Here is a 22,598-nt window from a genome sequence, read left to right on the forward strand (position 1 = left end):
TTAATTCCAATAAGCACGCATAATCCCACCGCTTTATTCTTGCTGAACTCTCAATGTAAAAATTTTGTTTCAAAGTGCGCCTTTTGACAGACAATTGGCGTGTTCTGTGCATTAATTAAATTGATATCACATGATATCCGTTGCGAAGGAGCACAGTTTGTCCAGACTACGCACTACACTCACCCCGTTAGAGTGTTCTCAACGGGCACTGCAGTGGGTCCATAAAGAGACCCTCACGCAAGAAGAAACCATCGCATTAAATCAGGAAGTGCTAAGTAACTTCCGCGATTACGTCAATCCGGGTTTTCTAAGCTATAGAAAATCCGTCACCTCAGGAGGGGACTTTGGCGCCGTAGAGTGGCGCGCCAGCGGTCCTAATACGCTTGTTGATACGCAAGGAAAGGAATATCTCGATTGTCTGGGAGGGTATGGCATTTTTAACGTCGGCCATCGTAACCCGACGGTGCTTGCAGCGGTAGAGAGTCAGTTGTCCAAGCAGCCGTTACACAGTCAGGAATTGCTCGATCCGATGCGTGCCATGTTGGCGAAAACGTTGGCGGCGCTTACGCCGGGCAGTTTGCAGTACAGCTTTTTCAGCAACAGCGGCACCGAAGCGGTGGAAGCGGCGCTGAAATTGGCTAAAGCCTATCAGGCACCGCGCGGACGCTTCACTTTTATCGCGACCAACGGCGCTTTTCACGGTAAGTCGCTAGGGGCGTTATCCGCAACGGCCAAACCGGCATTCCGGCAACCGTTCATGCCGCTGCTTCCTGGTTTTCATCATGTCCCTTTTGGTGACATTGAGGCCATGAAACAGCAGGTTGCCCTGTGTGAAAAACGCGGTGATGGTATCGCGGCTATCATCCTTGAGCCGATTCAGGGAGAGGGCGGTGTTATCGTGCCCCCGGCGCACTACCTGCCAGCGGTTCGCGCACTGTGCGATGACATTGGCGCGCTGCTGATTCTGGATGAGGTGCAAACCGGAATGGGGCGTACGGGTAAAATGTTTGCCTGTGAGCACTATGGTGTTCAGCCGGATATCCTCTGTTTGGCGAAAGCCCTAGGAGGCGGCGTGATGCCCATCGGTGCGACCGTGGCGACAGAAGCGGTCTTTTCGGTATTGTTCGATAACCCGTTCCTGCATACCACGACGTTTGGCGGCAATCCACTGGCCTGTACCGCAGCGTTGGCGACCATCAACGTCTTGCTCACGCAGAATCTGGCGGACAGGGCCGCGCAACAAGGGGCGTTTTTACTGGATGGATTACGGCGGTTAGCCGCTGACTATCCAGAACTGATTGTCGAGGCGCGCGGCTTAGGCTTGCTGCAAGCGATCGAATTCAGAGAAAACGAAATTGGCTATGCCTTCGCCAGCGAACTGTTTAAACGCGGCATTCTGGTGGCAGGTACGCTCAACAATGCCAAATCGGTGCGTATCGAACCGCCGTTGACCATTACCCACAACCAGTGCGCGCAGGTTTTGTTGCAAGCCGGTGAGGTGTTGAAAAAACTGCGGGGTGCACAACCGAATGACATTCAACTTAAGGAATACGCTGTAGGGTGAAACGCTACCTTGATACGCTGAGTAAAACGCATGCACGAAAGCCGGTCTGCAACCAGACCGGCTTTTTTTATGTGCCGCGCTGCTCCAGTGCGGCTAACAGCGTGTCTAACAGGCCGGGAAAACGCGCATCCAGATCTTCGCGTCGCAGCGAGAGGAGGTTTTCACGTCCGTTAGGGCGCTGCCAGATCACGCCACTGTCGCGCAATACTCGCCAATGGTGTGACATCGTGGATTTTGCCGCGCCTTGCGAAAGTGCTCCGCAGGATTGCTCCCCCTGCTGAGCTAAAATACGTACTACTTCCAGTCGTACCGGATTACCTAAAGCCAGCAAAACGTTCTCTAATCGAATCTGCTCAGGTTCGGGGTGGTGAGCGATCATAGTACTCCGTATTCATGTATCAACGGTGCCACCTGGCCGCCGTAACTGTTTGTCAGCGATCACTATAACGGGTGTGTTTGATGATGTCATCTTGGCGTGGGTTTTACACTCTGCTGCCTTTATTCTGTGTCCAGAGTTCATTCTCAATTGTGCAACTGAGGCGATGTTGTGAAAAGAAATCGGCAACCAGCGCCCGGTCGATATCAAGCTGCATTTTTTTTAAAACTATTTTCCCTGCATTAATTTCGGCATCTGGAATGTTTTTTAATACGTTCTTACGCAGTAAATCATCAACGTGCTGTTGGTATTCAAACTCCAGCATATGGTATCTTTTCTCTTGAGCAACACGTATTTTTTCTGGCGCAAGCCGTTCAATTAACGCATGTAACGGCTTCCACTGCGCTAGCCAGGAGTAAAATTGAATACTTTCATTTTTTTTAATGGTTTCCTTTGCAGATTGTAGGTCTTCTGATGAAATCTTTGAGCAAATAAAACTGTGCATATCTGGTGCGAAGTGTTGTAGGTCTAACATGTTGTGCAATCGGGTTTGGAAACCGAGGTAAACTTCAATTTCATCTACATTAGGATGTCGCTTCATATGTTGATTGGCAATGATAGCTAATTGTTTGGTGCGATAAACACGCCTGGCCATTGTTATCAGGTCATCCAGTTGGGTGTCATATTTTCCTTTCTCGATGTCGTCAATAACCATGACTTGTTGCATCTGGTTATAAGTGAACAGCGCTCTGTCGTTGCAACTGGTGGTTCCATCTGTTGCGATAGTAAACAGGGTTTCTGCCAGAGCGGGAGATAGCAGGATGCGATCCAGGAAGCTGATGATATGCTGTTTAAACTGAGATGAATTAGCGACGACGTTACAAGCCCTTAGCCTGCTCAAAAATTGGAAAAAAGAGGTGCTGTTACTGTTTTTGGCAAGCTTCTCCCAATGGTCCAATTTTGTTATGTCGGGTTGCGACACCAGCGGTTTACTGTTTAAATCATCTTGTGTATACCACTGGCGGATTTCCATGGGCGCATTTATACACTCTGTGGCGGTGTTGGTATTTATATTTTGGGTAAGGTGATTTAATTGCGGCTGGAAAAGTGTTCTAATTATATCCACGCTGGTGCTCTCTGCATTTCTAGGAGGGGGTTGCGTTGTGTTGATGGATATTCCACTGCTTAACTCTGAGAGGTTTTCCGTATATATTGCATTATACCGTAGATGAAGGAATTCATTTTGTGCACGGTTTATTCGCGTTAAAAAAATCCCGGCTCTGATTGGGTTTCTATTACTCCATCTGGAGTCTGATGTGAACGCGAGATGATCAGCTAATTCATTAATGTGGGGGGGGGGCATGGTGATATCCTATCAGTAAAATAATTAATATCTGTTTTTTTGATAGAGATGTCTTGCATATTTCACTTTATTTTATTAGAGGTGAAAGAATTATTATTCACGTTTTTGTTTATATTAAAGTTTTTATAAAAAGCGTTTCTGGTTAGGCGCGCTTTTTGTAACCAAAACCGAACACCGATTGCAGGGCGTGTTGCCGAGGCGTAGGCTGTAATCAAGTGACTCGTTGAATGACATTTTCAAAAAAATAGTTCGAATATACTCGAACAGTTGTACTATAATCGTCGCCGTTATCAATCCGGGTTCTCCCTGCGACAGTTCACTGCCACGTCCGAACCCTTCGTTATTAAGGACATATCATGGCTCGTACAACGTCTATTGACCGTTACCGCAACATTGGCATTTCTGCGCACATCGACGCAGGGAAAACCACCACCACGGAGCGCATCCTGTTTTACACCGGGATGAGCCATAAGCTGGGTGAAGTGCATGACGGTGCAGCCACGACTGACTGGATGGCGCAGGAGCAGGAACGCGGGATCACCATTACCTCTGCGGCAGTAACCTGTTTTTGGCAGGGGATGGACAACCGTTTTCCCCAGCACCGCATCAACATTATCGACACCCCGGGGCACGTGGATTTTACCATCGAGGTAGAGCGCTCGATGCGCGTGCTCGACGGCGCGGTGATGGTGTATGACGCCGTAGGTGGCGTTCAGCCGCAATCGGAAACCGTCTGGCGCCAGGCTAATAAGTACCGGGTTCCGCGTCTGGCATTCGTCAATAAGATGGACCGCGTCGGTGCCGATTTTTTCCGCGTGCGTCAGATGATGGTAGAACGCCTGAAAGCCAATCCCGTGCCGATCGTTGTGCCCATCGGCAGCGAAGAGCATTTCAGCGGCGTGGTGGATTTGGTGAAGATGCGTGCCATTTTTTGGGATGATGCCACTCAGGGGATGACCTTTAGCTATCAATCCATACCGGCTGAGGTCATGGAAACGGCGCAGGTATGGCGTGAGCAGATGGTGTCTGCGGCGGCGGAGGCCTCCGAAGCGTTGATGGATAGCTATCTTGAGCGGGGCTCTCTGAGCGAGGCGGAGATCGTAGAAGGCTTACGTCTGCGCACCATTGCCGGTGAGATTCAGCCTATGCTGTGTGGCAGTGCGTTCAAAAACAAAGGGGTGCAGCGTCTGCTGGATGCCATTGTGGAACTGATGCCTTCACCGCTGGATATCCCGGCGGTACAGGGTATCGATGAGCAGGGCGCATCAGCAGAACGCCACGCCGATGACCAAGAAGCGTTCTCGGCGTTGGCCTTCAAACTGATGAGTGACCCCTACGTCGGCCAATTGACGTTCGTGCGCGTTTATTCGGGCGTGCTGAGCAAAGGCGACAGCGTCTATAACCCGGTGAAGGGCAAACGGGAACGTATTGGTCGTATCGTACAAATGCATGCCAATACGCGCCACGACGTGGATGAGATTCGTGCTGGAGATATCGCCGCCTGTGTTGGGCTTAAGGATGTCACGACCGGTGATACCTTGTCCGATCCCGATGCGATCATCACTCTGGAGCGTATGGTTTTTCCTGAACCGGTGATTGCGTTGGCGATTGAACCCAAAACCAAAGGCGATCAGGAAAAGATGGCGCTGGCCTTACAACGCTTGGCGGCGGAAGATCCATCGTTACGCCTGAAAACGGACGAAGAGTCAGGTCAGACCCTGATTGCGGGCATGGGAGAACTGCATCTGGAGATTATCGTTGATCGCATGCGACGTGAATTTGGCGTGGAGGCAAACGTCGGTCGGCCGCAGGTGACGTATCGCGAAACGATACGCCAGGCGGTAACGGACGTAGACGGTAAGTTTGTGCGCCAATCCGGCGGTAAAGGACAGTATGGTCATGTGGTGCTGTCACTGGAACCGCTGGCCTCGGGTGCCGGGTTTACCTTCGTGGATGCGACCAAGGGTGGCGTGGTGCCGCGTGAGTATATCCCCTCGGTGGAAAAAGGGGTGCGGGAAGCCATGAACAACGGCGTGTTGGCGGGCTATCCGCTGGTGGATGTGAAAGCCACGCTGACGTTTGGTTCCTATCATGAAGTGGATTCGTCAGAAATGGCGTTTCGTATGGCGGCGATCTTCGGCTTTAAAGAGGCGGTAAAACGCGCACATCCGGTGATTTTGGAACCGATGATGCAGGTGGAGGTCGAAACACCAGAACCCTACGCCGGCAACGTGATGGGCGATTTAGCGTCACGACGTGGCATGGTGCAAGGCATGGAAGAACGACTGGGTGACCGGGTCATTCGCGCAGAGGTGCCGTTGTCAGAGATGTTCGGCTATGCCACCACGCTGCGTTCCATGACGCAAGGGCGCGCTACCTTTACCATGGAGTTCAAGCATTACGCTGAAGCACCGCGCAACGTGATGGAGGCGATTATTACGGCGCGCGCCAAAGTCTGAGGTTTATTCAGGTAGGCGTAAACAACCCCGGCAACGTTTGCCGGGGTTTTTCTTTTTGCATTTACCACGGGCACACAAAATACCGCGCTGTTTCATTTCGATATTTCTGTTTTTTCATACCGAGCTTTGGCTTACCATAGATGTATCCTATCATTTGGCGTTAAATGGCTTTCTGATGCGTTATTTGGCTGTTGTGTTACCCCTGCTGCTGGCTGCCTGTGGCAGTCATACCCCTGCACCTTCGGCGGCTGATCCTGCCACTCAATCCCCGGTATCCGGTGGCTTTTTGTTGCAACCCGAGCATACCGGACCATTGCAACAGGGCGATTTTGCATTCAACAAAGAAACTGACCGTTTTGTTGCCCGTATGGTGCAAGAGCACGGGTTTGATCGCCAGCAATTGCACGATGTTCTGATCCAGGCCAAAAAGCTCGATTGGGTGATCCGTTTGATGGATCAGCAAGCGCCGGTCTCTGCCGGTGGGCCTCCGACGCCAAACGGTGCCTGGGTACGTTATCGCAGCAAGTTCATTACGCCGGATAATGTGCAAAATGGGGTGATGTTCTGGAACCAATACAGCGACGCCTTACAACGCGCCTGGCAAACCTATGGTGTGCCACCCGAGATCATCGTCGGCATTATTGGCGTGGAAACCCGCTGGGGACGCGTGATGGGAAAAACCCGCATTATCGATGCCTTGGCAACGCTGGCCTTTGCCTATCCGCGCCGCGCCGACTATTTTGCGGGTGAGCTGGAAACCTTCCTGCTGATGGCGCGTAAAGAGGGGGACGATCCGCTCTCACTCAAAGGCTCTTATGCGGGGGCCATGGGTTACGGTCAGTTTATGCCGTCGTCGTTTAAGCAATACGCCGTCGATTTTAACGGTGACGGACATATCAATTTGTGGGACCCGGTTGATGCTATCGGCAGTGTGGCCAACTACTTCAAGGCGCACGGCTGGACCGCCGGTGCCGAGGTGGCGATCCCGACACAAGGGCAGGTGCCCAATACCTGGGACAGCGGTTTCAAAACGCGTTATCCGGTGGCGACGCTGACGGCGGCCGGGCTGCGGACTGCCCAACCGCTGATTGGGTACACCGAGGTCAGTTTGCTGCGTTTGGATATGGGTAACCAATTCCAATACTGGTTCGGCTTGCCGAATTTCTACGCTATCACCCGCTACAACCACAGCGTCCACTATGCCATGGCGGTGTGGCAACTGGGGCTGGCGGTGAAGCAGGCCAGCCAGGGCAACGCGGTACAGGCGATGCCCACTCGCCAGCCGACCAACGGGTCGCAGCCCAGCCTGCGCTGGGAATAACGTCACTCAGGGGCGTTGCCGTTATTGCGGATCAACGCCTGATACCAGTAGAAGCTGTCTTTCTTGATGCGCGTTAACGGGGTGGGATCGAACTCACCCCAATCGATATAAACAAAGCCATAGCGCTTCTTGAAACTATCACTCGAACTGAGCACATCAATAAAGGTCCTGGGGGTGTAGGAGAGTACCTGCGCACCGTCCTGAATGACGAGACGCATCTGTTCAATATGATCGCGAATATAGGCAATGCGATAGTCGTCGTGTACCTGACTGTCGGCCGTGAGTTCATCCCGTGTACCTAACCCATTCTCTGTCGCCTTCCGGTAGGGGTTCTTTTCGCGCTGAGACTAACCGGGGATCAGGTCGACGAACAGAAAGAAGGTGCTGATAGCGGGTATTGGTGGCTATGTCACGTCGAGTTGACGCTAAATGCGCCAACCCGATAAAAATAGCTCAACAAGCTATGAAAAATGCGATCAGCCTTCTGCCAGGCGGCGATAGCGCTCAAAGCGATCCTTGGCATCCTGTTCGGTTTGTTCAAACAGGCTGTCAGCCACGGCCGGATGCAGGCGTTTCAGTGAGGCGTAGCGCACTTCGCCCATCAAAAAGGCTTGAAAATCTTCCTCCGGCTCATCCGAATCGAGTACAAACGGGTTTTTGCCTTTGTCCTGGCGCAGCGGATCGAAGCGATACAGATGCCAGTAACCGGCGTCCACCGCGCGTTTTGCCTCGCGCTGGCTGCATCCCATGCCTGCGCTCAGCCCGTGGTTGATACAGGCCGCATAGGCGATAATCAACGATGGGCCCGGCCAGGCTTCGGCTTCGGCAATGGCGCGCAGCGTTTGTGCTTTGTCGGCCCCCATGGCAATCTGCGCCACATAAACGTTGCCGTAGCTCATTGCCATCATGCCGAGATCTTTTTTGCGCGTGCGCTTCCCTTCTGCGGCAAATTTGGCGATGGCCGCCACCGGCGTGGATTTGGACGATTGGCCGCCAGTGTTGGAATACACCTCGGTATCGAACACCAGCACATTGATATCCTCCCCGGAGGCCAGCACGTGATCCAAGCCGCCATAGCCAATATCGTAGGCCCAGCCGTCGCCGCCGAAGATCCACTGCGACGGTTTAGGCAGGTAGTCACGATTCAGATAAATGCGTGCCAGTAACGGTGAGGTAGTCTGCTCCTGTGCCAACAGAGCGATAATGGTATCAGCGCGTTCCCGCGTGCCATCCCCCTGTTCTTTGTGCTCCAGCCAGTCGGTGAGCGCAGTGTGCAACGCTGGGGTGATGGGCAACGCCAGCGCGGTTTGAATATCGCTCGCCAACTGCGCACGCACCGCCCGGCTGCCGAGCAACATCCCTAAACCGAATTCGGCGTTGTCTTCAAACAACGAGTTGGCCCAGGCAGGGCCTTGTCCCTTGTGGTTGGTGGTGTAAGGGATCGACGGTGCGCTCGCGCCCCAGATTGACGAACAGCCTGTCGCATTAGCCACCAACATGCGATCGCCAAACAGTTGCGTCAGCAAGCGCGCATAAGGTGTTTCTCCACAACCGGCGCAGGCACCGGAAAATTCCAACAGCGGCGTTTCAAACTGGCTGCCTTTGACGGTGGTTTTGCTAAACGGATTGGCCTTGGGCGAGAGCGCCAGCACATGCTCCCACAATCCAACCTGATGTTGCTGGCTTTCCAGCGGCTGCATGGTGAGCGATTTACCGCGCGATGGGCAGATATCCACGCAGTTGCCGCAGCCGGAGCAATCCAGCGGTGATACGGACAGGTGATACTCCATCGTCTTGGCCCCTTGCGCGGGAGTGCTCAGCAAGGAAACTGGGGCTGCCGCGCGCTCCTCTTCATTCAGCAATGCCGGGCGGATAGCCGCGTGTGGGCAGATAAAAGCGCACTGGTTACACTGGGTGCACCCTTCCGGCTGCCAAACGGGAACCTGAATGGCGATGCCACGTTTCTCATAGGCCGCTGTACCGGGGGGGAAGGTGCCATCCTCCATGCCGATAAAGGCGCTGACGGGCAACGAATCACCTTCCTGGCGGTTCATCGGTTCCAGAATCTGACGGATAAAATCGGGCACGGCGCGCGTAAGCGGGCGAGTGTCATCGGGCAGCGTGGCCCACACGGCGGGGATAGCCACTTCCACCAATGCCTGCATACCCTGATCGATCGCGGCGTAGTTCATCTCCACCACTTTCGGCCCTTTGCTGCCATAGGATTTCTCCACCGCGCTTTTTAGGTAGTCGGCGGCGGTTTCCGGGGGAATAATGTTGGTGAGATTGAAAAAGGCGGCCTGCATAATCATGTTAAAGCGCCCGCCCAGGCCGAGACGTTGCGCAATCTGCACTGCATTAAGGGTGTAGCAGCGAATGTGGTTCTGGGCCAGATAGCGCTTCATGGCGGTCGGCAACTTTAGCGCTAGCTCATCCGGCGTCCAGGTACAGTTAAGCAGGAAAGTCCCGCCCGGTTTCAATCCGGTCAGCAGGTCGTATTTTTCGACGTAACTCTGTTGTGAACAGGCAATAAAATCCGCGTGATGAATAAGGTAGGGCGAGGTGATCGGGCTTTCCCCAAACCGCAGGTGAGAAACCGTGATCCCGCCTGATTTCTTCGAATCGTAGGAGAAATAGGCCTGTGCATAGAGCGGCGTTTTATCGCCGATAATCTTGATGGCGCTTTTGTTGGCCCCGACCGTGCCGTCCGATCCCAGCCCCCAGAATTTACAAGCGGTGGTGCCGACGCGCGCTACGTTGATTGGCGCGCTGGCCTGCGGCAGTGAGGTATGCGTGACATCATCGGTGATACCGACGGTAAAGCCATCCTGCGGCAGTGGGCGGGTGAGATTCTCAAAGACGGACACAATGTGCGTTGGCAAAATATCCTTGCCGCCCAACCCATAGCGACCGCCGACGATCAACGGCGGCTGCGCGTGACGATAGTAGGCATTTTTCACATCGAGACACAGCGGTTCCGTTTGTGCGCCGGGTTCCTTGGTACGATCCAGCACGGCAATGCGTTGTACTGAATCCGGGATCTGCGCAAAGAAGTGCGACAGCGAGAACGGGCGATACAAATGCACCGTCAGCAGTCCCACTTTCTCGCCGCGCTGATTGAGATAATCCACCGTTTCCTGAATGGTCTCACACACCGATCCCATGGCAACGATCATCCGTTCAGCATCGGGCGCACCGTAGTAATTAAACAGATGATATTCACGTCCGGTGAGTCGGGTGATGTCTGCCATGTAACTTTCCACCATTGCGGGCAACGCATCGTAAAAACGGTTGGCGGATTCTCGTTCCTGAAAGTAGATATCCGGGTTTTGCGCTGTGCCGCGCACCACCGGATGGTCCGGGTTCAACGCGTTGCGGCGAAAACGGTTGAGCGCGTCGCGGTCCAGCAGCGGTTCCAACTCTTCGTATTCCAGTACTTCAATCTTCTGGATCTCGTGGGAAGTACGAAACCCATCAAAGAAGTTGATAAAGGGAACGCGCCCTTTGATAGCCGTCAGGTGTGCGACCGCAGACAGATCCATCACTTGCTGTACGCTGCTCTCTGCCAGCATGGCGCAGCCGGTCTGGCGTACCGCCATCACATCCTGATGATCGCCAAAGATATTGAGCGAGTTGGTCGCCAATGCGCGGGCGCTAACGTGAAACACCCCGGGCAGCAGTTCGCCAGCGACCTTGTACAGGTTGGGGATCATCAGCAGTAACCCTTGCGAGGCGGTATAGGTAGTAGTGAGCGCTCCGGCCTGTAGCGCACCGTGTACCGCGCCTGCTGCGCCGGCCTCGGACTGCATTTCGATCAAACGTACCGGTTGGCCGAACAGATTTTTTTTATGCTGTGCGGTCCATTCGTCCACGTTTTCCGCCATCGGCGTAGAGGGGGTAATCGGGTAGATGGCGGCCACGTCGGTAAAGGCGTAAGAGATGTATGCGGCGGCGGCATTTCCATCCATCGTTTTCATTTTTCTGCTCATGCGGGCTTCCTCATTGGTATGGCGCGGGTGATTACGGGGCGGCTTGGCGGGCGCGCCATCGATTCGCCGTTTCAGCGAGGCTTGAAGCACAGCCTGTGCCATTTTCGTGTGAAGATAAAAAGATGTTTTTATTGAATGGGTTATGCGCTCATCTTTGCATCTGACACGCTGCGCAATGCGGGAAAATTGCATGAAAGAAGACAGAAAGAACCACATCCTGTCGTGCAGCCAACAAACTGTCGCTCCTGTCACCGGAAAACCGCGTTGCCGCTCCCCTGTGTCTCGATTGTCCGTTTTACAACAATTGGGTTGCCCTTTGTCTTGTGTTTGTTTTCTCCCCAGCAAATAAAATTCTTACAACATCAATAATTTCAATGGATTATCTGTTTTGGCATGGATGGTACGTTCCCTGCAACAGGGGGAATGCAACACCTTCGGCGTATCACACGCCTCCAACCCGAAACAGGAGAAGCAATCATGGCTTTGCGTCAATGTGCCATCTATGGCAAAGGGGGGATTGGTAAATCCACCACCACTCAGAATCTGGTCGCCGCACTGGCGGAAATGGGCAAGAAGGTCATGATCATCGGTTGTGACCCGAAAGCAGACTCCACACGTTTGATTCTGCACGCTAAAGCGCAGAACACCATTATGGAAATGGCGGCAGAAGTCGGTTCGGTTGAAGACCTCGAACTGGAAGATGTCCTGCAAATTGGCTACGGCAACGTGCGCTGTGCCGAATCCGGTGGTCCTGAGCCGGGTGTGGGCTGCGCCGGGCGCGGGGTGATCACCGCCATCAACTTCCTGGAAGAAGAAGGGGCGTATGAAGACGATTTGGACTTTGTGTTCTACGACGTTTTGGGCGACGTGGTGTGTGGCGGCTTCGCCATGCCGATTCGTGAGAACAAAGCGCAGGAGATTTACATCGTGTGCTCCGGCGAAATGATGGCGATGTATGCCGCCAACAACATTTCCAAAGGGATCGTGAAATACGCCAAAACCGGTAAGGTGCGTTTGGGGGGATTGATTTGTAATTCGCGCAATACCGATCGCGAAGATGAGCTGATCATTGCGCTGGCTGAAAAACTCGGCACACAGATGATCCACTTCGTACCCCGCGACAACATCGTACAGCGCGCTGAAATTCGCCGTATGACGGTCATCGAATACGACCCGAACTGTAAGCAGGCTAATGAATACCGCACGCTGGCGCAGAAGATTGTCAACAACACCATGAAAGTGATCCCGGTGCCTTGCACCATGGATGAACTGGAAGATCTGTTGATGGAGTTCGGCATCATGGAAGAGGAAGACACCAGCATCATCGGTAAAACCGCTGCCGAAGAGAATGCGGCCTGAAGCTCAACGGCGTCAGCCCCCGCCCGTGGGGGCCCTGATGCAGAAGGAACAGTGAAATGACAAACGCAACCCGTGAACGCAATCAGGCGATCATCCAGGAAGTGCTGGAAGTTTTCCCTGAGAAAACGCGCAAAGAGCGCCAAAAACACATGATGGTGACCGACCCGGCGCAGGAGAGCGTGGGGAAATGTCTGGTATCAAACCGTAAATCGCAACCTGGCGTGATGACGGTGCGCGGCTGCGCCTACGCCGGTTCCAAAGGGGTGGTGTTTGGACCGATCAAAGACATGGTCCATATCTCGCACGGCCCGATTGGCTGTGGCCAATACTCCCGTGCCGGACGTCGTAACTATTACACCGGTGTCAGCGGTGTAAACAGCTTTGGCACCCTGAACTTTACCTCGGATTTTCAGGAAAAGGACATCGTGTTTGGCGGTGACAAGAAGCTCACCAAACTGATCGAAGAGCTGGAGATGTTATTCCCGCTCAGTAAAGGGATCTCCGTCCAGTCCGAGTGTCCGGTGGGGTTGATTGGCGATGATATTGAAGCGGTAGCCAATGCCAGCCGTAAAGCCATTGGTAAACCGGTGGTGCCAGTGCGCTGCGAAGGGTTTCGCGGCGTATCGCAATCTCTTGGACACCACATTGCCAACGACGTGATCCGCGATTGGGTGCTGGATAACCGTGAAGGTAAACCCTTTGAATCCACGCCGTATGACGTGGCGATCATCGGTGACTACAACATCGGCGGTGACGCCTGGGCGTCACGTATTCTGCTCGAAGAAATGGGGTTGCGCGTGGTGGCGCAGTGGTCCGGCGACGGCACGCTGGTGGAGATGGAAAACACCCCATTTGTAAAATTGAATCTGGTGCACTGTTATCGTTCGATGAACTACATCTCGCGCCATATGGAAGAGAAGCACGGCATTCCCTGGATGGAATACAACTTCTTTGGCCCGACCAAGATTGCCGAATCGCTGCGCAAAATTGCCGAGCAGTTTGATGACACCATCAAGCAGAACGCCGAAGCGGTGATTGCCCGCTATCAGGCGCAAACCGCTGCGATTATCGCCAAATACCGTCCTCGTTTGGAAGGTCGCCGGGTGCTGCTGTACCTCGGGGGATTACGTCCACGCCATATTATTGGTGCTTATGAAGATCTCGGTATGGAGATTATTGGTACTGGTTATGAATTCGGCCACAACGACGACTACGACCGCACGCTGCCGGATCTGAAAGAAGGCACGCTGCTGTTTGATGATGCCAGCAGCTATGAGCTGGAAGCGTTCGTTAAGGCGCTGAAACCCGATTTGGTCGGCTCCGGCATTAAGGAAAAGTACATCTTTCAAAAGATGGGTGTGCCGTTCCGCCAGATGCACTCCTGGGATTATTCCGGTCCGTACCACGGCTATGACGGTTTCGCCATTTTCGCCCGTGACATGGACATGACGTTGAATAACCCCAGTTGGCGTGAACTGACGGCTCCGTGGCTGAAATCGGCCTAACCTTTATCCTGATATCCCGTTAGTTCACCGATTTGTGGCGCGGGAGGAGTACACCATGAGTCAAACTGCTGAAAAAACCCATTCCTGCTTTCCGTTGTTTGAGCAGGATGAATACCAAGCGCTGTTTCACAATAAACGCCCGATGGAAGAGGCGCATGATGAGCAGCGTGTACGTGAGGTCTTCGAGTGGACTACCACGCCGGAGTACCAGGAACTTAACTTTAAGCGCGAAGCACTCACCATTGATCCGGCGAAAGCGTGCCAGCCGTTAGGCTCGGTATTGTGTGCGCTGGGTTTTGCCAACACCTTACCCTATGTGCACGGCTCTCAGGGGTGCGTGGCCTATTTTCGCACCTATTTTAACCGTCATTTCAAGGAGCCTGTCGCCTGTGTTTCTGACTCCATGACGGAAGACGCCGCGGTGTTTGGCGGGAATAACAACCTGAATGCCGGTTTGCAGAACGCCAGCGCACTCTACAAACCAGAGATGATCGCCGTTTCCACCACCTGTATGGCGGAAGTCATTGGCGATGACCTGCAAGCGTTTATCGCTAATGCCAAGAAAGATGGGTTTGTCGACGCGCAAATGCCGATCCCCTATGCCCACACGCCGAGCTTTATCGGCAGCCATATCACCGGCTGGGACAATATGTTTGAAGGATTTGCCCGTACCTTTACCAGCGGTGAAGACAAAAATTACCAGCCTGGCAGCCTGGCGCGCCTGAATCTGGTGACCGGGTTTGAAACCTATCTGGGCAACTATCGGGTACTGAAACGCATGATGGAACAGATGGGGGTGCCGTGTGCCATCCTGTCCGATCCGTCAGAGGTGTTGGATACGCCGGCAGACGGCCACTACCGTATGTACGCGGGCGGAACGACCCAGCAAGAAATGCGTGATGCACCGAACGCCATCGATACGCTGCTGTTGCAACCGTGGCACCTGACAAAAACCAAGAAAATGGTGCAGGAAAACTGGAATCAACCGGCTACCGAGGTTTCTGTGCCGATTGGGTTGACTGCGACGGACAACCTGTTGATGGCGGTGAGTGAACTGACGGGCGTGCCGGTCGGGGATGCGCTGACCCTTGAGCGCGGCAGGCTGGTGGATATGATGCTGGACTCCCACACCTGGCTACACGGCAAACGCTTTGGCCTGTACGGCGATCCGGATTTTGTGATGGGACTGACCCAATTTCTGCTGGAACTGGGCTGTGAACCGACGGTCATCCTGTGTCACAACGCCAACAAACGTTGGCAGAAAGCGATGAAAAAAATGCTGAGCGATTCGCCCTATGGGCAGGAGAGTGAGGTGTATATCAACTGCGATCTGTGGCATTTCCGCTCGCTGATGTTCACCAACAAACCGGATTTCATGATTGGTAACTCCTACGGCAAATTCATTCAGCGCGACACATTGGCGAAAGGAGAGCAGTTTGAAGTGCCGCTGATTCGTCTGGGGTTCCCTATTTTCGATCGCCATCATCTGCACCGCCAAACCACCTGGGGGTATGAAGGCGCAATGTCGATTCTGACTCAGTTGGTCAATGCAGTACTGGAGAAGCTCGACCGCGATACCATGAAGCTCGGCAAGACTGACTACAACTTCGATCTTGTTCGTTGATCCTTTGGTCAACGTGGCCCACTTATCGGCCCGGCATTGTCCGGGCCGTCACTTTGCCACTGAGGGGGTGTATATGCCGATAGTGATTTTTCGTGAGCGCAATGCGCAACTGTATTGCTATATCGCCAAGCAGGATTTAGAGGCGAAGGTGATCGGGGTAGAGTTTGACAGTCAGGATTGCTGGGGGGGAGAGGTGGCGCTGGAAGGGGGAAAACGCTACTACGTGAACCCACAAACGGAAAAACCACAGTTTCCTGTCAGCCTGCGGGCCTCGCGTCCCGGTCTGGTGTGAATGAGGAGGGGAACATGTCCGATGATGATCGCCTGTTCTGGCGACTGTTTGCGTTGATGCACTGCTTGCCGGAGCTTTCCTCACCGCAGTTGTTACGCTGGGTTGCGCAAGAGGATGAAGCCTCGCTCGATCTGGCCTATTTGTCTGCGCTTGATCTACCGCAACTGATGGCGCGCTTTCCCGGCGATCGTGCCGTGATGACGCGAGGCCGCTGGCAACGGGTGATGGCATGCCTGCGCGGTGAACTGCCGGCTCACCTGGCGGTGACATCGCCAGCGGGGCGCGAGCCTCAACTGCTGGCGGCTTTTTCGTCACAGGATGGGATCGCGATTAACGGCCATTTTGGCCAGTGCCGCCTGTTTTTTATTTACGCGTTCGACGGCACAGGCTCGTGGCTACACGGGTTGCGTCGTTACCCCAGTGAACCGGGGGAACTAGAAAGCAATGAAGTGCGCGCTCAACTGCTCGCGGGTTGCCATTTGTTGTTCTGCGAAGCGATCGGTGGCCCGGCGGCGGCGCGGATTATTCGCCATAATATACATCCAATGAAAGTACCGCCCGGCACTAGCATCTCTTCACAGCGAGATGCGTTGCAAACGTTGATGGCCGATCGCCTACCACCCTGGCTGGCAAAACGGCTGGAAAAGGGTAACCCGCTTGAATTGCGTGTTTTTTAGCTGCCGTTCTCACAGCAGGTTATTTCTGTATTCACGGGAATAATCTGCTTTCAATGTGTTTTTTCAATATTTTCGTTCGTGTCCCTTAACGATCTAATTAATAGAATCGGTGATATATCAACCGTTTGCTTTTTTAGACTAAACAGTGTGGCAATAAATAATAAATTTTCATTTGTGTGTTCAGGATAACTCTATAATGTAAACTATGACCGAGATGATAGTGTGATTTATCTTCTAGTACGAGTTAAAATTCGTCAAAGCATACTTGAATGTTAATTTTTTTTTTTCGATGCCTTTATTCTTGGCTATTTTAGTTAAATTTAACATGGAGATGTCATTATGCAAGGGATTTCAACTACATCATCCTCATTTGATAAAATGTGTGATAACCACATCGAAAAACCTAAGGAGCCTGATAATAATATTAATGATTTTCGTGAAGAACCATTACCAATAACCTCACTGCATGAGGAAATTACTTCACATCTACAAAAGGGATATGACAAGGTAGTTGGTGATACCATCAACTTGAATGATAGGAATAATACAATTAAAGGTATTGTTGAGTCGAGGAGTAACGTTGGTTTAGTCGCTATGCCAGCTGACAGCGGCAATGTAGAAACCGCTGTTCCAATATTTTCTGGTGAAAAAAATGTTAGAGAGCTAGATAATAAAATTATTAGAAAAAGAAACGTATCATCATCAATGGATAATGTAGGGAAAAAAAGAATAATTGATTTTTTACAACAAAATGGTCTGGGTGGTGATTATTTATCTGACCCATTCATTGAAAAGGAAACTTTAATCTCTGGATTGGCAAAATATCTGTATTATGAAGATGTTAGTAACGAGGCACTCGTTGAAAAAAAACAAAATGTCGCCAGTCTTATATTAGGGAATTCTAATCTTTATGGTGGGGTAAAAGGTGAGACTATTTCACCGAAAATGGCACAGTCCGTTATAAAAGAGTGGCTATTTAATCAAGTTATAGCATGTTCCATAGGGAAATATATTGCTGATAAAATGGTTTTATCTGAAAACCCATCAAAACTTACCGTTAGTGACCTGAGAAGGTTTTTTAATCTCTCAGAGCTTGTTAATGATGGTAAGATAAATGTTAACCATCTTGATGTAGAACAAAAAATTTATTTTTTTATTATGTGGAATGATTGTCTTGAAAATGAAATTCCATTATTTAAAAGCCAAGATTACAGTGTACTAAATATCTCATTGATGAGTCAGGATTTTGCGGATTTGTATACTGGATACAAATATGTAAATAGTGTTGAAAAATTATCTGATGTCTCTTCGGATGAGATAATCGCAATCGGAAGAGCATTATGGAATATGGCCTTCAGTGAAGGTTTTTCAATAGATGATGTTGATTTTCTCTTCCTGCCGTCAGTCATTACAATGGCAGATAAAAGCACTAACCAGCTCGATGCTGAAGAAAGCTCTTTTAGTGTCAAAATGGAGGCGTTAGATAAATATATTGAGTATCAGAGAAGTGTGATCGTATCACAAAATGATTTTATTATTAAATTTAATCAGTTAAATACTCTTTTATCCACTTGGGTTTCTAAAAAAGAATTAGCAGATAACATTATTAATGATTGTATGACAACTGAATTTTCAAAAACGGGTACTCTATCTCCAGTAAAGAAAAGTAGGATTGAATTGGAATTGATAAAAGAAGGTTATATGAATGGCTTTTTGAAACCCTGTGATGAAAGCCCGGATCTTGATGAAGAGTATAAAATATTGGTAAAGAACTTGTCTGAAAAATTCAAGTCTGTCAACAATTTTTTAATCCATGATGCTTTATCCTCAATAGGGAAATCTGAGTTGGATTTTATTTCATCCGCAGGGGCGAAAATCAATTCAATAAAATTTACTATGCGTTCTTCCACTCCCTTAATTACAAATCCTGGTGCTACGTATCCTAATATAGAAAATTATAAAGTTGAAATAAAAGATGCAGATCTCTTTTCTGTAACCGTGGGTAATAAAGAAAGGGTTTATGCCTTAAAGAAAGAAACAGATTCATTGGTTTCTCCTTATAAAATCATTCGTGTTGATCATGATTTGCAGCGTTATATTAACGCAGGGTTGTTGAATCGTGATTTTAGAAAGGGATATGAAATTAAAAACGGTAAACTCATTGATGATATTGAGTATGAATATTTTTTTAAGAAACCTACCCCCTCTGTTGAACTGAAAGGTCAGGAGAGGGGGGTGGTGAAGTATTTAAATGATAAACACTCTGATCAATTTTATGAACAAGTTTTTGAAATGGGAAATGATAAGTCAAATTTACAACAAGTAATAAGTTTTATAAAAACCATTATTCCCGTTTATACCTGTGTCGAAGGTATCGTAAATAACGATGATCTTGATAAGTATATTGGTTCCTGTGTTGCTGATGCATTAACATTGCTCCCCGCAGTGGGTTTTGCTGCATCCCTTGGGGGAAAGTTTGGAATAGGGTTAGCCAGAGGGGCTCGCTTGGCCATAAAGCCGTTAATGAAGGGCTCATTTTCCGGGGCCGGGGCCACACTGTCGCGTAGTATCCACGTACCCACAATGAGTGAATACCTAAGGTTAGGTCGCATTTCACTACAAACTGTTGATCCTGGATTTGAATTGTTAGCTAACAGTGGAACATTTTTAACTAAAAAAATAATGCCTTACCTTAAATTGGAAACGAATGGAATTAACGTTTTGAAAAAAATAGCAGTTTTTGATGATTTGCGAAAAACATCCCATGTGGTTAGTGAGGAAATTATCATGGCGCGCTTCCCTGATTCAGGTATCGAGGTTCCGGTAACAAAAATAAATAATGGGGTAAATAAAGATCTCTACGTCATGACTGATCCTGAAACAGGTGATAAGTTTGGGCGACGTTACACACTTTCTGAAAATAAAATTTTAGAAGAAGATACTGTAAGATATATGGATTTGAGTGTGCCTGGAGTTCAAAAATATAACCAGAATGTTGTTGGTATAACTAGTACTAACAGTAGTGGAAGTGAGTTTATTAATGTGGTTGATGTCAGTGATGTTCCTAGTGGTGTTGCTAGTTATGGTGATGTTAGCGATATTGCCAATATTAGTGATATTAGTGATATTAGTGACTTTCACATTAACCAAGGTATGGGTATTGAGAATATAAAAGAATTTTTACCCCCAAATGGCTATGCGCCACTTGATTTATCTCCTGGCGGTAAATGGTTATTGGCGGTTGAAGGTGGTAATGTAACAAGGTCAAAAGGTTTATCGGAAGCTATTTTAAGAAGCACAATTGTTTCCAAGTATAATGGAAATTACGATAATTACTTATGTAAATACAATGTTGCGTTAAATGATGTCCCTGAAGAATATGAATTCTTGAGGGAAAATCTAGACTTTTATAAGCAGCATGTGGAAGAGGCAAAGAATATGATCAATTCGCTGAAGGAGAAGTTGATACCATTTTCAGAAGTTAGTAGTGCTACAAATTTGAATTTTAGAGAAGAGACTGTGGCAATTAAACGTTATTTGCATGATGCTTTGATGTTAGATTCGATTGAGGATTTAACATTGAGAATCAAAATTGAAAATGAAGCAATAAAAAGGTTTCATTTTTATGTGAAAAAAGTTTCTGAATATTTTGATAAAAACATTGAAAATATTATATTTGCCACGAGCAGCAAAAGAGGAAGGCCTTATGTGCCTGACCTTACGATTAATAATACAATGGCATTGACTGTTCCAGGTGATGAGGCTAAAAGAGTGGTTCTTCTTCTGGATAACATTCATGCAGCAAGGGAACATTTGCCTGGAGTATACACAGTCCTATATCATGATATATCACATGTTGACGGCTCATACGATATTAAATCAATTGGTATGTCGGCTGATATAAAAAAACCTAGTTACGCTATGGAAGAATTTAATAATGCTGTAAGAGATGGTAATATTAAAAATATTAAAAATATCCACAAGTTGTATCAACATAAGTACGCCAGAGATGATATCTCTGAAGCTCAATTCAAAGAACTCCTTAAACAAGATCCGATGTTAAGAGTAAACGTATTCATGGATAATGCTGATTCTTTGGCAATACTGATGTCTAATCTTGGTCGTGGGGCTCATTTAAATCGAAATGCTGCCGAGAGAGTCAGAAGAGAAGCAACACTACCGCAGTTTGAACTGACGTTCCCGTTATATAAATTGTCGATAGAAGTTATGCGCATAACAGAAAAACAACCCTTTGAAATTACGCCGTAAAGTGTCTATGACACCGAGTTATTGGGTGTAATAGTGAAAAATTCTAAAGAGAGGTTTTTATGCAAAGGATATCAACCACATCATCTTCATTCTATAAAACACCATACAGTAATGAACGAGAGGCTAAGGAATCCAGGAAAAATTTTAGTAAACTTCGAAAAAATGTTTTGCCGATAGCGTCAATTCAAGAACAAATCATTAACTATATAAAAATAATTAATGATAATGTCGGGTTTGATAGTAAAAGAGGGAAGCTGCAGCAATTTTTACCTTTCTTTCCCTCAGTTAAGTTATGTCCTTTTTACGCCATTGTCACGTTTGTTGCAAAACGAACAATTATATCACAATGAAATAAAAGGATTTATTCATGGCCCGCGAATTGCAATAGCGTCATAAAGTCAACTGACTCGACGAGGGCAAGATGAAGGGGAATGAAATTCTGGCGCTGCTTGATGAGCCCGCCTGTGAGCATAACCATAAACAAAAAACCGGATGTAGCGCACCGAAACCCGGCGCCACGGCAGGGGGTTGCGCTTTTGATGGCGCGCAGATCACCTTGCTGCCGCTGGCCGATGTGGCTCACCTGGTGCATGGCCCTATCGGGTGCGCGGGTAGCTCTTGGGATAACCGTGGCAGCCAGAGCTCCGGGCCAAGGTTGAACCGACTTGGCTTCACCACCGACCTCAATGAGCAGGATGTGATCATGGGGCGCGGTGAGCGGCGGCTGTTCCATGCTGTGCGTCATATCGTGGAGCGCTACGATCCTGCTGCTGTTTTTGTCTACAACACCTGTGTTCCCGCGATGGAGGGGGATGATATCGATGCGGTGTGCCGTGCCGCAACGGTGACAGTGGGTGTGCCAGTGATCGCCGTCGATTCTGCGGGTTTTTATGGCAGCAAAAATTTTGGCAATCGTCTGGCCGGTGAGGTGATGCTCAAGCAGGTGATTGGCACGCGCGAACCGGCGCCATGGCCGGAAAACAGCCCGATTCCTGTCGCACATCGTCACGATATCGGCTTAATTGGTGAGTTCAATATCGCTGGTGAGTTTTGGCATGTGCATCCACTACTCGATGAACTGGGCATTCGTGTACTGGGCAATTTATCTGGCGATGGACGCTTTGCTGAAATTCAGACCTTGCACCGTGCACAGGCTAACATGCTGGTGTGCTCTCGTGCACTCATCAACGTGGCGCGCAGTCTGGAGCAACGTTACGGTATACCGTGGTTTGAAGGCAGCTTCTACGGTGTACGTGCCATGTCTGACGCACTGCGTCAGCTTGTCGCGTTGTTGCACGATGACGCCCTGATACAACGTACTGAAGCGCTGATCGCTCGGGAAGAAGCCGCTGCGGAAAAGGCGCTGGCACCGTATCGCGCACGGCTTAAAGGGCGCAAAGCATTGCTCTATACGGGCGGTGTGAAATCCTGGTCAGTGGTATCGGCGCTGCAAGATCTCGGCATGACCGTGGTAGCTACCGGTACGCGCAAATCCACGCAGGAAGATAAAGCGCGCATCCGCGAACTGATGGGCGAAGATGCCGTGATGCTCGATGAGGGCAATGCGCGAACCCTGTTGGACGTGGCCTATCGCTACGGCGCGGACATGATGATTGCCGGAGGGCGAAACATGTATACCGCCTATAAGGCGCGCCTGCCGTTTCTCGATATCAATCAGGAGCGTGAACACGCCTATGCGGGCTACCGCGGTATTGTCACGCTGGCAGAGAACCTTTGTTTGACGCTGGAAAGCCCGGTCTGGCCGCAAACGCATCAAACGCCCCCCTGGCGCTAAGGAGT

Annotated in this window: 13 protein-coding genes and 1 pseudogene; 10 read left to right on the forward strand and 4 right to left on the reverse strand. The window is 50.0% G+C overall.

The features are described from left to right. Positions 1–157: 157 nt before the first annotated feature. Positions 158–1,564, forward strand: coding sequence for a putrescine aminotransferase (gene ygjG / locus J5224_RS10760; RefSeq protein WP_264625372.1), 1,407 nt, complete (start codon positions 158–160; stop codon positions 1,562–1,564). Between the two features lie 67 nt (positions 1,565–1,631). Here the strand turns inward: ygjG and J5224_RS10765 are convergent, their stop codons facing one another. Both J5224_RS10765 and J5224_RS10770 read right to left on the reverse strand, forming a co-directional pair. Next, complete coding sequence (locus J5224_RS10765; RefSeq protein ID WP_264625373.1) at positions 1,632–1,943, reverse strand: ArsR/SmtB family transcription factor; 312 nt, start codon at positions 1,941–1,943, stop codon at positions 1,632–1,634. A gap of 103 nt (positions 1,944–2,046) precedes the next feature. Next, complete coding sequence (locus J5224_RS10770) at positions 2,047–3,066, reverse strand: NEL-type E3 ubiquitin ligase domain-containing protein (RefSeq protein WP_264625374.1); 1,020 nt, start codon at positions 3,064–3,066, stop codon at positions 2,047–2,049. Positions 3,067–3,659: 593 nt separating this feature from the next. On the opposite strand from J5224_RS10770, the gene fusA reads away from it, so the two are divergent. Next, positions 3,660–5,762 carry an elongation factor G gene (gene fusA, locus J5224_RS10775; protein WP_264625375.1) on the forward strand — a complete coding sequence of 701 codons (2,103 nt, stop codon included), beginning with the start codon at positions 3,660–3,662 and terminating at the stop codon, positions 5,760–5,762. A gap of 175 nt (positions 5,763–5,937) precedes the next feature. Beyond that, complete coding sequence (mltB, locus tag J5224_RS10780; RefSeq protein ID WP_264625376.1) at positions 5,938–7,083, forward strand: lytic murein transglycosylase B; 1,146 nt, start codon at positions 5,938–5,940, stop codon at positions 7,081–7,083. A gap of 2 nt (positions 7,084–7,085) precedes the next feature. On the opposite strand, the pseudogene J5224_RS10785 reads toward mltB, so the two are convergent. Both J5224_RS10785 and nifJ read right to left on the reverse strand, forming a co-directional pair. Continuing rightward, positions 7,086–7,385, reverse strand: a pseudogene (locus tag J5224_RS10785) (family 1 glycosylhydrolase); the annotation flags it as partial. 174 nt (positions 7,386–7,559) lie between these two features. Beyond that, complete coding sequence (gene nifJ / locus J5224_RS10790) at positions 7,560–11,072, reverse strand: pyruvate:ferredoxin (flavodoxin) oxidoreductase (protein WP_264625377.1); 3,513 nt, start codon at positions 11,070–11,072, stop codon at positions 7,560–7,562. Positions 11,073–11,495: 423 nt separating this feature from the next. Between nifJ and nifH the strand changes: the two genes are divergently transcribed. The 7 genes from nifH (at position 11,496) to nifE (ending at position 22,593) form a co-directional block, all read left to right on the forward strand. Beyond that, positions 11,496–12,431, forward strand: a complete 936-nt coding sequence (nifH, locus tag J5224_RS10795; RefSeq protein ID WP_264625402.1) for a nitrogenase iron protein — start codon at positions 11,496–11,498, stop codon at positions 12,429–12,431. Between the two features lie 56 nt (positions 12,432–12,487). Beyond that, positions 12,488–13,936 (forward strand): nitrogenase molybdenum-iron protein alpha chain, encoded by a 1,449-nt coding sequence (gene nifD, locus J5224_RS10800; RefSeq protein ID WP_264625378.1) that lies wholly within the window; start codon positions 12,488–12,490, stop codon positions 13,934–13,936. Between the two features lie 55 nt (positions 13,937–13,991). Continuing rightward, positions 13,992–15,560 carry a nitrogenase molybdenum-iron protein subunit beta gene (gene nifK, locus J5224_RS10805; RefSeq protein WP_264625379.1) on the forward strand — a complete coding sequence of 523 codons (1,569 nt, stop codon included), beginning with the start codon at positions 13,992–13,994 and terminating at the stop codon, positions 15,558–15,560. A gap of 73 nt (positions 15,561–15,633) precedes the next feature. Then, positions 15,634–15,852, forward strand: a complete 219-nt coding sequence (gene nifT / locus J5224_RS10810; RefSeq protein WP_264625380.1) for a putative nitrogen fixation protein NifT — start codon at positions 15,634–15,636, stop codon at positions 15,850–15,852. Between the two features lie 14 nt (positions 15,853–15,866). After that, positions 15,867–16,529 carry a NifB/NifX family molybdenum-iron cluster-binding protein gene (locus J5224_RS10815; RefSeq protein ID WP_264625381.1) on the forward strand — a complete coding sequence of 221 codons (663 nt, stop codon included), beginning with the start codon at positions 15,867–15,869 and terminating at the stop codon, positions 16,527–16,529. A 339-nt stretch (positions 16,530–16,868) separates the two neighbouring features. After that, entirely contained in the window at positions 16,869–20,798 is a 3,930-nt protein-coding gene (locus tag J5224_RS10820; RefSeq protein ID WP_264625382.1) for a hypothetical protein, read from the forward strand. A 421-nt stretch (positions 20,799–21,219) separates the two neighbouring features. Next, positions 21,220–22,593, forward strand: a complete 1,374-nt coding sequence (gene nifE, locus J5224_RS10825) for a nitrogenase iron-molybdenum cofactor biosynthesis protein NifE (protein WP_264625383.1) — start codon at positions 21,220–21,222, stop codon at positions 22,591–22,593. Positions 22,594–22,598: the final 5 nt, after the last annotated feature.

The organism is Candidatus Symbiopectobacterium sp. NZEC135 (assembly GCF_025962695.1).

Bases quoted from the DNA above. Each gene is read 5' to 3' on its own strand.
- mltB (WP_264625376.1), top strand. From the start codon at position 5,938: ATGCGTTATTTGGCTGTTGTGTTACCCCTGCTGCTGGCTGCCTGTGGC.
- fusA (WP_264625375.1), top strand. From the start codon at position 3,660: ATGGCTCGTACAACGTCTATTGACCGTTACCGCAACATTGGCATTTCT.
- J5224_RS10815 (WP_264625381.1), top strand. From the start codon at position 15,867: ATGTCCGATGATGATCGCCTGTTCTGGCGACTGTTTGCGTTGATGCAC.
- J5224_RS10820 (WP_264625382.1), top strand. From the start codon at position 16,869: ATGCAAGGGATTTCAACTACATCATCCTCATTTGATAAAATGTGTGAT.
- nifT (WP_264625380.1), top strand. From the start codon at position 15,634: ATGCCGATAGTGATTTTTCGTGAGCGCAATGCGCAACTGTATTGCTAT.
- nifJ (WP_264625377.1), bottom strand. From the start codon at position 11,072: ATGAGCAGAAAAATGAAAACGATGGATGGAAATGCCGCCGCCGCATAC.
- J5224_RS10765 (WP_264625373.1), bottom strand. From the start codon at position 1,943: ATGATCGCTCACCACCCCGAACCTGAGCAGATTCGATTAGAGAACGTT.
- nifD (WP_264625378.1), top strand. From the start codon at position 12,488: ATGACAAACGCAACCCGTGAACGCAATCAGGCGATCATCCAGGAAGTG.
- nifK (WP_264625379.1), top strand. From the start codon at position 13,992: ATGAGTCAAACTGCTGAAAAAACCCATTCCTGCTTTCCGTTGTTTGAG.
- nifE (WP_264625383.1), top strand. From the start codon at position 21,220: ATGAAGGGGAATGAAATTCTGGCGCTGCTTGATGAGCCCGCCTGTGAG.
- nifH (WP_264625402.1), top strand. From the start codon at position 11,496: ATGCAACACCTTCGGCGTATCACACGCCTCCAACCCGAAACAGGAGAA.